We start from the raw sequence: 11,762 nt of genomic DNA, 5'->3' as shown, positions 1-11,762 counted from the left end.
GGCACGGGGAGGGGGACCGCGACGCGCAGCGTCGTGGTGGAGGGGGCCCGCCGCCGGCGAATCGCTAGATCGCGGGCCCTCTCCACCATCGGCAGCGCCGATGGTCCCCCTCCCCGTCCCAGGGAGGATTTTTGCCGTCTCGTTCATAGCATCCGCTCCAGCGCAGCCTGCGCCGCCGCTTCTACGCGCGTCCGCTCGCCTTCATCGGCGATATCGTCGAACACGCTGCCGACGAATGCCCGCAACAATAGCTTCTTCGCATCAGCCGTCGGAATGCCCCGGCTTTCCAGATAGAACAAAGCCATCGCGTCCAGCTCGCCTACGGTCGCGCCATGCGCGCACTTCACGTCGTCGGCGAAAATCTCCAGCTCGGGCTTAGCATTAGCGGTCGCGGTGCGCGTGAGCAGCATCGCCTTGACCGACTGGCTGGCATCGGTCTTCTGCGCATCGCGCGCGACTGCGACCTTGCCGAGATAGCTGCCGGTAGCCTTACCGCCGAGCACCGAGCGGACGACCTGGTTGGAGGTCGCATTGGGCTCGATATGGTTGAGCGTGGTGACGATCTCCAGCGTCTGCTCGCCGCCGCCGAGCATCGCCCCGCCAAGCTCGAAATGCGCGCCGTCGTGCAAGGTCACGTCAATCGATACGCGCCCCAGTTTGCCGCCGATATTGAGCACGTGGAACGTCGCCCGCGCGCCCTTTTCCAGCACGATGGCGATATCCTTGACCGCCACCGATCCGGGCGGAGAATCCTGCACCACGACCCGCGAGATCTCCTCGCCAGCGGCGACGCGGATCGCCTCGGGCGGATTGAGCGGCCACGCCTCGGCCAGCGCGTCGAGGTCGCTATAGCGCCACGCCTCATCGCGGCGGGTCGGGAGCGCGAGTAACGTCATGAGCGACCCTTCCCCAATGAACGGCGCAAATCGTCTAAGAGGGCTGGCTTACGCGCGTCGATGCATCCGGCGATGGCGGCTGGCGCGACCGCGCCCGACTTCACGCATTTGGCAGCGGTCTTGCACAATTGACCATCCAGACTCGCGCTGCCGGTGGACCGGCTGAGCGCGCAGGTCGAACGCCCGCGTGGATCTCGGCCGACCGTTACGGTCACTTGTTTCAATCGCTCAGCGACTACCACGATATCGGGCTGGTCCGCGGGCACGGCGTCCGGCGTCGTCTGCATTGCCGCGAAAAGGGCGAACAGGGCGATCACGCCGCCACCGCTCCATAGCCTTCGCGCTCGAGTTCGAGCGCCAGCTCGGCCCCGCCGGTCCGCGTGATCCGACCGGCCTCGAGCACATGGACGAAGTCGGGCTTCACGTAATCGAGCAGCCGCTGATAATGCGTGATCAGCACGACCGCCTTGTCGGGCGCACGCATGATGCGATTGATGCCGTCGCCGACCACGCGCAACGCGTCGATGTCGAGCCCGCTGTCGGTCTCGTCGAGAATCGCCAGCCGGGGCGCAATGATCCCCATCTGCACCATCTCGTTGCGCTTCTTCTCGCCGCCCGAAAAGCCGACATTGACCGGCCGCTTGAGCATCTCGGCATCCATCGACAGTGCCGCTGCCTCAGCGCGCGCCAGCTTGAGAAAATCGCCGCCCGACAGCGGCCCCTCGCCCCGTGCGCGGCGCTGGCTGTTGAGCGCCTCGCGCAAGAACTGGACGTTCGACACGCCGGGAATCTCGACCGGATATTGAAAGCCGAGGAACAGCCCGGCGGCGGCACGCTCGTGCGGCGCCATCGCCAGAAGATCCTCGCCGTCGAAACTGACCGATCCCTCGGTCACCTCGTAGCCGGGCCGCCCGCCGAGAACATAACCCAGCGTCGACTTGCCCGCGCCGTTGGGCCCCATGATCGCGTGCACCTCGCCGGCGTTCACCGCGAGCGAGAGGCCCTTGAGGATCGGCTTGCTGTCGACTTCGGCGTGGAGGTTATTGATTTGAAGCATGATTCTTATTTTCCCGACGCAGCGTGCGCCTTGTTGAATTCGTCGAGCTTATCGGCATTCGCCGTCATGCTCGCTTCGAAGCCAGTCAGCGTATCTTCAATCATCTTCGTTCGCGCGGCAGCGTCGCCGATCTCGCGCGTGTTGAGCGCCTTGCTGGCATTGGCAACTGAAGTGTCGCGTACCGCCTTACAGTCTGTGAGAGCCAGCTTGTTCGCTTCACGCAGTCCAGAGCCATCGAGGCCACTAACCTTGTCGCGCTTCATCGTCCCCTGAATTGCGGCATTAGACCGCTCATTAAGACAGAGGAAATAGGGGATCACCGCCGGCGCGATCTCGTCCGGAATTTCGACTGGCCCGGCTCGCTCACTCGTCCTGACGACGGCAACTGGAGTGCTCTGAACCAGCAGACTAATGATTAAGGCAGCAATCACCCCACGCTCCCCTCTAACGAAATCCCCAGCAATTTCTGCGCCTCGACCGCGAACTCCATCGGCAGTTGCTGCAGTACCTCGCGCGCGAAGCCGTTGACGATCAGCGCGACCGCCGCTTCCTGATCGAGGCCGCGCTGCATCGCGTAGAAGAGTTGGTCTTCGCTGATCTTCGAGGTCGTCGCCTCATGCTCGATCTGCGCCGAGGGGTTGCGCACCTCGATATACGGCACGGTATGCGCGCCGCATTCGGAGCCGAGCAGCAGGCTGTCGCACTGGGTGAAATTGCGCACACCTTCCGCCGTCGGCGCGACGCGCACCAACCCGCGATAGGTATTGTCCGACCGCCCGGCCGATATGCCCTTCGACACGATGGTCGAGCGCGATCCCTTGCCGAGGTGGATCATCTTGGTGCCGGTATCGGCCTGCTGGTGGTTGTTGGTCACCGCTACCGAATAGAATTCGCCAACCGAATTCTCGCCCGCCAACACGCAGCTCGGATATTTCCAGGTGATCGCCGACCCGGTCTCGACCTGGGTCCACGACACCTTGCTGTTCCTGCCCTGGCACAGCGCGCGCTTGGTGACGAAATTGTAGATCCCGCCCAGGCCGTTCTCGTCGCCAGGATACCAATTCTGGACGGTCGAATATTTGATCTCGGCATCGTCGAGCGCGACCAGTTCGACCACCGCGGCGTGGAGCTGATTCTCATCGCGCATCGGCGCGGTGCAACCCTCAAGATAAGAGACATAGGCTCCCTTGTCGGCGACGATCAGCGTGCGTTCGAACTGGCCGGTATTCTCGGCATTGATGCGGAAATAGGTCGACAGCTCCATCGGGCAGCGCACGCCCTCGGGCACGTAAACGAAGGTGCCGTCGGAGAAGACCGCGCAATTGAGCGTCGCGAAATAATTGTCGTGCTGGGGCACAACTTTGCCCAGCCACTTCTTCACCAGCTCGGGATATTCGCGGATCGCCTCGCTGATCGACAGGAAGATGACGCCGGCCGCCTTCAGCTCGGCGCGGAACGTCGTCGCGACGCTGACGCTGTCGAACACCGCATCGACCGCGATCTTGCGCGCGCCCTCGACCCCGGCGAGCACCTTCTGCTCCTCGATCGGGATGCCGAGCTTCTCATAGGTCCGCCGGATTTCGGGATCCAGTTCGTCGAGGCTGGCGATGGTCTTCTTCGCCTTGGGCTCGGCGTAATAATACGCGTCCTGGTAATCGATCGGCGCGATGTCGAGCTTGGCCCAGTCGGGCGCCTCCATCGTCTCCCACAGGCGGAATGCCTTGAGCCGCCAGTCGAGCATCCATTGTGGTTCGTTCTTCTTGGCCGAGATATAGCGAACAGTGTCCTCTGACAGCCCCTTGGGCGCGAACTCCTGTTCGACGTCGGAGGCAAAGCCCCATTCGTATTTCTTGTTCGCGGCGGCCAGCGCCTCTGCGTTCTTCGTCGCCATCAGAAGTCCCCAGCCGCGTAGCGGCCATCAAAAATCTTCGTGGCTTTGTGCCTTTGTGCGAGAAAAATAGACTCGCACGAAGACACGAAGCCACGAAGGAAGATAGTTTGCGCTTCGCGCATCAAGCTTGCACCTCCAGCACAGGAGCGGCGGACAGGGTGGCGAGGCTCACGCCGGCCAACACCCCGCGGACGGCACGGTTGACGGCATTCCAATGCGGCTTCACGCGGCAACTCTCCTCGACACAGCAATCGTGCGCGCCATGCTCGACACACGCGGTCATCGCGATCGGTCCCTCGATCGCCTCGACGATATCGGCTAGGCTGATCGCTGCGGGCGGTCGCGACAGGCGAAACCCGCCACCAGTGCCACGCTGGCTTTCGATCAGTCCCGCAGACGATAATTTGCTGACCAGCTTCTGCACGGTGGGCAACGGCAACCCCGTCTCCTCCGCCAGGCTGGTCGCGTTGAGACGCCCCGCCCCGCCGCAATGGCGTGCGGCGGCGGACATCATCACCACGGCATAATCGGCCAGGCTGGAAAGACGCATAGTTGCGAACGACTCTCAAATCGGATCAAATCGATCCGATTGCCATTTGGGCGCGAGGGCTAGGAACGTCAACCACCTAAATTCCCCCTTCCCTTGTGGAAAAGGGAGTCAGGTACTCGTGATCAGCGGCCTCACCAGCCCGGACATTGCGAGCCGTTGCTGTACCGTGATCTCGGCCAGCGCGGTCGGGCGATCGCGGATCTGCTTCGGTGTGAGGCCAGTGAATTGCTTCACTTCGCGGATCAGGTGCGACTGGTCGTAGAAGCCGCGACCGACCGCGTCATCGAAGCTGATGTCGCCGCGGCACATCGCGACCGCCGCACGCAACGCGCGATATTTGCGCGCCAGCAACTTGGGCGGCGCGCCATAAAGGGCGTTGCACTTGCGTTCGACCTGACGGCGCGACAGCCCGGTGACCGCGATCAGGTCGTCGATATCGGGGGACGTGTTGCCCTCCAGCCATTCATCCACCTGATGCGCGAAACTGACCGATTCCCGCGTCGCCCTGCAGGTAAGCTCGCGGACCAGCGCCTCCGCAATCAGTACCCGTTCGTCCATATTCTCCGTATTCGCGATCGCCCGAAACGTGGCTTCGGCACGCGGCCGCAGGCTTGGCCCGACTTCCATCGTATCGTCGAGCATGTCCGAGGCGTCGCCGCCGAGCATCGCCGCCCAGCCCGCCGGCGTGATACCGAAGCCGAACAGCCGCACCGGTCCTTCGACGCGGCACCTGGTCGCGCCGCTGGTGGGGCCGACAACGTGGATCGGATGGGCATATTTCTCGCCGGTCGGGAAATAATAACACGCGAAACCGGGGCTCAGACGAAAGCGGAACTGGGCATAGTCAGCCCGTTCCATATCTTCGAACCACGGCATGTCGGCGCGAAAATTATAGAATAATGTTACATGATCCGCGAGGTCGGGTGAAGGAACCCGATAATCGAGTTGGATATCCGACACGAAAGTTGCGCCCCTGTATTTTTCTTTCGTTGCGCTGTTTTTATACCATTCCGGGTCAAACCGCCACCCAAAATGAGTATATCGTCGGTTTCGCTTAACATAAGAAAGCGGCCCGATTTTCTTTCGAAAACCGGGCCGTCGAGGGAAAGAACCCCCTCCCAGGGGCCCTTCGGGTCGCATGCTTGTCCTAGGCCCTTCATTCCCGAGTCGTATTGGACGGATTCGCCGTATCGCGATATTTGACGGTTTCCGTAACGTTAGGGGCTTTGACCCTGACGGCACTGCCTGCCATGGCGGCCGTCATGGCCTTTCTCGCCCGCCCGCTTCTGTTCGCGATCGACGCCGAAACCGCGCACTGCCTTACCGTCGATATGCTTGCGGCTTGGGGAGCGGTAGGAACGCCGCTCGCCGCGCGGCCGCCGTCGCTGCCGGTCACCGTGGCGGGGCTCACTTTCCCAAATCCGCTGGGGCTGGCCGCCGGCGCCGACAAGGACGGCCGCGCAATTGCCGGCTTTTTCGGCCTCGGCTTCGGCGCGGTCGAGATCGGAACGCTGACGCCGCTACCGCAAGGGGGCAATCCCAAGCCCCGCCTGTTTCGCCTCGTCCCCGATCGCGCGGTGATCAACCGGATGGGGTTCAACAATGGTGGGCTGGCCGCGGCGCTGCCGCGGGTCCGGGCCGCGAAACGCACCGGCATGCTCGGCATCAACGTCGGCGCCAACAAGGACGCCGCCGATCGTATCGCCGATTACGAGCATGCCGTGGCCGCCGCCGCGCCGATCGCCGATTATGTCACGATCAACATCAGCTCGCCCAACACGCCCGGCCTGCGCGACCTACAGCACGGCCCCGCGTTGACCGATTTGCTCACCCGCGCCGCCATGGCGCGAGGAACGACGCCGCTATTCCTCAAGGTCGCGCCCGATCAGGAGCCGGCGCAGATTGACGAGATCGCCCGCGCCGCGATCCATGCCGGTATCGACGCGCTGATCGTCGGCAACACCACCGTCAGTCGTCCGCCCCTCTCCTCACCCAATGCCGGCGAGAGCGGTGGCCTCTCGGGCGGGCCTCTGGCGACGCTCGCCGCGCAACGACTGCGCGATTTCAGGACGGCGACCGCCGGCGCGCTCCCGCTCGTCGCGGCCGGCGGGATCGACAGCGGCGCCGAAGCCTATGCCCGCATCCGCGCCGGCGCGAGCCTGGTTCAGCTCTATACCGGGCTCGTCTATGGCGGGCCGGCGCTGCCGGGACGCATCTTGCGGGACCTCGACGCACTGACGCGGCGCGATGGTTTCGTGCAGGTCGCGGACGCTATCGGCACGGATTAACAATTCCCACCCCGGCGAAGGCCGGGGCCCAATTTCGGGACATAGGCGATGATGGGACAGGCCTTCGTTTATATTATGGCCAGTCGGCGCAACGGGACAATCTATATCGGGTCGACAACCGACCTCCTACGGCGTGTCTGGGAACATCGGAACGATGTCGTTCCTGGCTTCACGCGCGACTACGGATGCCATTTACTCGTCTGGTATGAGGTCCACGATGGCCTGGAACAAGCAAGGCTTCGCGAACGCCGCATGAAAGAATGGAAGCGAGCGTGGAAGATTCGCGAAATCGAGGGGCTTAACGCCGACTGGAGCGATCTATACGAGCGCATCCCGTCACTATAGCCGATCACCTGACTGGGACCCGGCCTTCGCCGGGGTGGTTGAAGAAGGAATAGACGAATCACATGGCTTTCGCACTCGCCCACCTCTTCTTCCTCGCCATCTTCCTGCTGGTACCAATTGCGGTGATCGCCGCGATGGTCCGCGCGCTGCGCCGTAACCGTCGTCTATAGGTCGTGCCGCAATCGCGGCTTGTCACCTTTTCCCATGTCATTAGGGTCGCTTGCATGAAGAAGCTGTTCGTCGCCGCCGCCATCGTCCTTTCAACCTTGGCGGCGTCGGGTTCCGCCCGACAGACCGCCAGGACAGTCACTACCGCCGGACCCGCCGCCACCGGCATGGTCAGCGCCGCCGATCCGCGCGCGGCGGCGGCCGGGGTCGAAATCCTCAACGCCGGCGGCAGCGCGACCGATGCGGCGATCGCGACGATGCTCGCGCTCAATGTCGTCGAGCCGCAAAGCTCCGGCATGGGCGGCGGCACCTTCTTCGTCCGCCATGACGCCGCGAGCGGCAAGATCAACACGATCGATGGACGAGAGGCCGCGCCGATAGCCGCCAACGACAAGTGGTTCTTCGACGCCAACGGCAAGCCGCTGTCGCACTTCGCCGCAGTCCCTGGCGGCCGCAGCGTCGGCGTGCCCGGCCAGCTTCGCGTGATGGCGATGGCGCATGCGCAATCGGGCAAGCTGCCTTGGGCGCGGTTGTTCCAGCCGGCGATCCGGCTGGCGCGCGATGGCTTCGAGGCGTCGCCGCGGCTGGCCAACGCGCTGGTGCAATATTCCGGCCACATGGATGCGAATGGGCGCGCGATCTTCATGGATGCGTCGGGCAAGCCATGGCCGGCGGGCACGATCATCAAGAACCCCAAACAAGCCGAGTTGTTTGACCGCGTGGCGCGCCTCGGGCCTGACGCCTTCTATACCGGCGGTACCGCCCAACGGCTGGTGACGGCGGTCAACAACGCCCAGCGCAATCCGTCGAAGATGACGATCAGCGACATCGGCAGCTATCGCGCCAAGCCGCGCGCGCCGTTGTGCGGCACCTATCGCGCCTACCGCATCTGCGGCATGGGCCCGCCCTCATCGGGCGGGTTCACCGTGCTGATGATCCTCAAGCAACTCGAGCGTTTCGACATGGCGAAGCTGGGCAAGGAGTCGCCGGTTGCCTGGCATCTGTTCGCCGAAAGCTCGCGCCTCGCTTACGCCGACCGCGACATGTTTGTCGGCGATCCCGATTTCGTTAGTGTGCCGCTCGCCGGTCTGCTGAACCGCAGTTACATCGCCTCGCGCTCGGCGTTGATCTCCCCCGACAAGTCGATCGCCGATGTCGCACCGGGCACCCCGCCGGGCGCCCCGCCGCGCAGGCGCGTGCCGGCAAGCGAAACCCCCGGCACCACCGACCTCGTCGTCACCGACAAGGCCGGCAATGTCGTCGAGGTCACCACGACGATCGAGGGGCCATGGGGATCTGGCCTGTCGGTCGACGGGATCATGCTCAACAACGAGCTGACCGATTTCGACATCGTGCCCGACAAGGACGGCTATCTCGTCGCCAACCGCGTCCAGGGCGGCAAGCGCCCACGCAGCTCGATGGCGCCGACCATCGTCTATGGCCCGGACGGCAAGGTCCGGCTGGCGATCGGTGCAGCCGGCGGATCGACGATCATCGCCCAGGTGGCAAAGGCGATCGTCGCCGTGGTCGACTGGAAGATGAGCGCGCAGGACGCGATCGGCCTGGGGCTCATCTACGCACCCGGCCAGACGGCGGTTGCAGAATCGGGCACGCAGGCCGAGACGATGGCGCCGCAACTGCGCGCGCTGGGTGAGAAGATCATGGTCGGCCCGCTCGGGCTCAAGGCCAATGCGATCGAGCGCGTCGGCGGCAAATGGGTCGGCGCCGCCGATCCGCGCAGCGAAGGTGTCGCGATGGGACAGGATGGCAAGATGACCGCGATCAGACGGATGGGGATGGCGCCCAACCGCCCATCCGAATAACGTCGGCCTGAATGGCGCAGCCGAACGCGGCGCGCCATATGGGAGAGGACCGGATGCGGCAGATCGAGAAATTCCCCAACCTGGTCGCTATGTTCTTTACCCGCGCCCGGGCCGGGGGCGACCAGCCTTTCCTGTGGCACAAGCAAGGTGACGCCTGGGCGCCGCTCAGCTGGGCGGAGACGGCGCGGCAAGTTGCCAGTCTGGCCACTGCGCTGAAGGCGATCGGGCTGCAGCCCGGCGATCGCGTCATGCTGGTCAGCGAGAACCGTCCCGAATGGTGCATCAGCGACCTGGCAATCATGGCCGCGGGTTGCGTGACGGTGCCGACCTACATCACCAATACCGAGCGCGACCACAGCCACATCATCGAGAATTCGGGCGCGCGCGCGATCATTGTCTCGACCGCCAAACTCGCCCGCCCACTGCTTCCCGCCGCCGCCCGCGCCAGCGAGGCCAAGATCGTGATCGGACTGGAGGATTTGCGCGTCGGCCAGACCGACCTCGTCTATCACAATTGGTCGAAGCTGATCGCCGACCATCCGGCGCAGCCCGACGATGTGTCGATCACCGCGAGCCGCGACGACCTCGCCTGCATCATCTACACTTCGGGCACCGGCGGCGCGCCACGTGGGGTGCGGCAGCATCACGGTGCGATCCTGCACAATGTCGAGGCGTGCTGCACCCTGATCGCCGAGGATTTCGGCTGGGAGGACGAAGTGTTCCTCTCTTTCCTGCCCCTCTCCCATGCCTATGAGCATACCGGCGGCCAGCATTTCCCGATCGGGCTCGGCGCGCAGATTTACTATGCGGAAGGACTGGACAAACTCGCCAGCAATATCGAGGAAGTGCGCCCGACGATCATGGTCGTCGTGCCGCGCCTGTTCGAGGTGCTGCGGACGCGTATCTCCAAGGCGGTCGAGAAACAGGGCGCGGTGTCCAATTACCTGCTCAGCCGCGCGGTCTCGATCGGCGGCAAGAAGGCGGCGGGTGGCGTGCCGTTCTACGACCAGCCGATGAATCTGATCGTGAAATCGCTATTGATGCCCAAGATCGCTAAACGCTTCGGCGGGCGGATCAAGGCGATGGTATCGGGCGGCGCGCCGCTCAATCCCGAAATCGGCATCTTCTTCCAATCGCTCGGCCTGACTTTCCTGCAAGGCTATGGCCAGACCGAGGCGGCGCCGGTCATTTCGTGTAACCGCCCGCGCGCCGGCCTCAAGATGGATACCGTGGGCCCGCCGCTCGATGGGGTCGAGGTCAGGATCGCCGGGGACGGCGAAATTCTGGTTCGCGGCGAACTCGTCATGCACGGTTATTGGCGCAATCCGGAAGAAACCGCGCGCGTGCTCAGGGACGGCTGGCTGCACACCGGCGACATCGGGATGATCGACGACAAGGGCCGGATCAAGATCACCGACCGCAAGAAGGACCTGATCATCAACGACAAGGGCGACAATGTCAGCCCACAAAAGGTCGAGGGCATGCTAACCTTGCAGCCCGAGATCGGCCAGGCGATGATCGCCGGAGACCGGCGGCCCTATATGGTCGCGGTGCTGGTTCCCGATCCCGAATGGACTCAGGAATGGTGCGCCAGGACAGGCGCCGCGTGTAACGCGAAGGCGCTGGCCGACGATCTCGACTATCGCACCGCGCTGCTCGCCGCGGTCGAGCGGGTCAACAAGGATTTGTCGGTCACCGAGCGCGTCCGCCGCTTCATCCTCGCCGACGAACCGTTCACGATCGAGAACCAGCAGATGACGCCGAGCCTGAAGATCCGGCGTCATGTGTTGAAGGAAGTCTACGGCCCGCGGCTGGACGCGCTTTACAAGGGGTGACTTGTCCCGAATTGAACGCTGCCGCGCGCCGTCAGCTTGACCCGTTCACCACCGGGATCAGTTCGTAGATATCGAGCATCTGATCGCCCTGTCCGTCATTCTTGACCAGCGCCATCCGCCAGCGGAACGGCGCGATGCGCTCGATCACCGCGGCGACGTCGCGCTGCCGTACTTGCCCGTAAGGCGGCGCCGACGGGGCCTGCTGCGGACGCAGCGTGCCCAGGAAGATCAGGCGCTTGCCTTTATCGTCGTCGAACAACCAGCCGCCGGGCAATTGCGTACCGGTCTGCTTGGTGAAGCTCTGTTTTCCTCCCTCGACGGCAATATAGCAGAAATCGGACTTGTAGCTGACCACACCGCGCCGACCGCCAATCCTGACCAGCCTGCACTGATAGGACCCGGGCGAGAGCGCGGGCGCGTCGAGCGCCGACTTGGGATCAAGCAACGGCATCTCCGCCGCGACGCGCGCCCGGGCACCAGCCGGCACCGCCGACAGCATGCGCTGCATGCGATCCCCCAGCCCTTCGATCCGCGCTTGATCGTCGGCCGTCGCGGTCGCCCGCCAGCCGGTCGGCTGTTCGACAGGGGCCCCGGCGGCAACGGTCACCACCGCCTTCGGACCCGTTGTGCATCCGGCCAGCGCGACGCCAAGCGCCACCGCTCCGACCCAGGACCAGCGCATCTCTGCCCCCTCTCTTCGGCTAAACAAGCTAGATTTCAGAATGTTGCCTAAAAGTGACCGGAGATAGTTAACAAAAGGTTAAAATCTGCGGTAGGACGCACGCCTCCGCGCAGTTGATCGCACCCGGCACACGATCCGTCGGACGTCACCAGGGCAGCAGCATTCTTGGGCCGCTCTGGTCGCAAAAACGCATGGAAAACTGGCGGCGCTCCTACTGCGCCCCACCC

General features: G+C 64.1%; 12 protein-coding genes. 4 read left to right on the top strand and 8 right to left on the bottom strand.

From position 1 onward, the window contains the following. Positions 1-143 precede the first annotated feature (143 nt). From SAS01S_RS19855 to SAS01S_RS19825, 7 genes are all read right to left on the bottom strand, one after another. On the bottom strand, positions 144-896 hold the full coding sequence (locus SAS01S_RS19855; protein WP_066812637.1) for a SufD family Fe-S cluster assembly protein: 753 nt from the start codon (positions 894-896) through the stop codon (positions 144-146). Further along, positions 893-1,213: a hypothetical protein gene (locus tag SAS01S_RS19850; RefSeq protein WP_066812635.1), complete on the bottom strand. Its 321-nt coding sequence runs from the start codon at positions 1,211-1,213 to the stop codon at positions 893-895. The genes SAS01S_RS19855 and SAS01S_RS19850 overlap by 4 nt, the downstream gene beginning before the upstream one ends. Then, entirely contained in the window at positions 1,210-1,953 is a 744-nt protein-coding gene (gene sufC, locus SAS01S_RS19845) for a Fe-S cluster assembly ATPase SufC (RefSeq protein ID WP_066812633.1), read from the bottom strand. Before sufC ends, SAS01S_RS19850 begins: the two co-directional genes overlap by 4 nt. Positions 1,954-1,958: 5 nt before the next feature. After that, positions 1,959-2,384 carry a hypothetical protein gene (locus tag SAS01S_RS22675; RefSeq protein ID WP_157082921.1) on the bottom strand — a complete coding sequence of 142 codons (426 nt, stop codon included), beginning with the start codon at positions 2,382-2,384 and terminating at the stop codon, positions 1,959-1,961. After that, on the bottom strand, positions 2,381-3,844 hold the full coding sequence (gene sufB, locus SAS01S_RS19835) for a Fe-S cluster assembly protein SufB (protein ID WP_066812629.1): 1,464 nt from the start codon (positions 3,842-3,844) through the stop codon (positions 2,381-2,383). Before sufB ends, SAS01S_RS22675 begins: the two co-directional genes overlap by 4 nt. Before the next feature lie 121 nt (positions 3,845-3,965). After that, on the bottom strand, positions 3,966-4,394 hold the full coding sequence (locus SAS01S_RS19830; RefSeq protein ID WP_066812626.1) for an SUF system Fe-S cluster assembly regulator: 429 nt from the start codon (positions 4,392-4,394) through the stop codon (positions 3,966-3,968). 108 nt (positions 4,395-4,502) lie between these two features. Continuing rightward, a complete protein-coding gene (locus tag SAS01S_RS19825) occupies positions 4,503-5,354 on the bottom strand; it encodes a helix-turn-helix domain-containing protein (protein ID WP_066812624.1) in 852 nt (283 codons plus the stop codon). A 302-nt stretch (positions 5,355-5,656) separates the two neighbouring features. On the opposite strand from SAS01S_RS19825, the gene SAS01S_RS19820 reads away from it, so the two are divergent. The 4 genes from SAS01S_RS19820 (at position 5,657) to SAS01S_RS19805 (ending at position 10,853) form a co-directional block, all read left to right on the top strand. Then, a complete protein-coding gene (locus SAS01S_RS19820; protein WP_066812643.1) occupies positions 5,657-6,682 on the top strand; it encodes a quinone-dependent dihydroorotate dehydrogenase in 1,026 nt (341 codons plus the stop codon). Positions 6,683-6,730: 48 nt separating this feature from the next. Further along, positions 6,731-7,027 (top strand): GIY-YIG nuclease family protein, encoded by a 297-nt coding sequence (locus SAS01S_RS19815; protein WP_066812622.1) that lies wholly within the window; start codon positions 6,731-6,733, stop codon positions 7,025-7,027. A 224-nt stretch (positions 7,028-7,251) separates the two neighbouring features. Next, on the top strand, positions 7,252-9,018 hold the full coding sequence (gene ggt, locus SAS01S_RS19810; protein WP_066812620.1) for a gamma-glutamyltransferase: 1,767 nt from the start codon (positions 7,252-7,254) through the stop codon (positions 9,016-9,018). Positions 9,019-9,071: 53 nt separating this feature from the next. After that, positions 9,072-10,853 (top strand): AMP-dependent synthetase/ligase, encoded by a 1,782-nt coding sequence (locus tag SAS01S_RS19805; RefSeq protein WP_066812639.1) that lies wholly within the window; start codon positions 9,072-9,074, stop codon positions 10,851-10,853. Between the two features lie 31 nt (positions 10,854-10,884). On the opposite strand, the gene SAS01S_RS19800 is transcribed toward SAS01S_RS19805, so the two are convergent. After that, complete coding sequence (locus tag SAS01S_RS19800; RefSeq protein ID WP_066812618.1) at positions 10,885-11,535, bottom strand: DUF4893 domain-containing protein; 651 nt, start codon at positions 11,533-11,535, stop codon at positions 10,885-10,887. Positions 11,536-11,762 lie beyond the last annotated feature (227 nt).

It is taken from the genome of Sphingomonas asaccharolytica NBRC 15499 (assembly GCF_001598355.1).
Classification (GTDB): domain Bacteria; phylum Pseudomonadota; class Alphaproteobacteria; order Sphingomonadales; family Sphingomonadaceae; genus Sphingomonas; species Sphingomonas asaccharolytica.
Note: the sequence above shows the minus strand (reverse complement) of the source record. Positions and strands in the feature narration are given on the sequence as shown.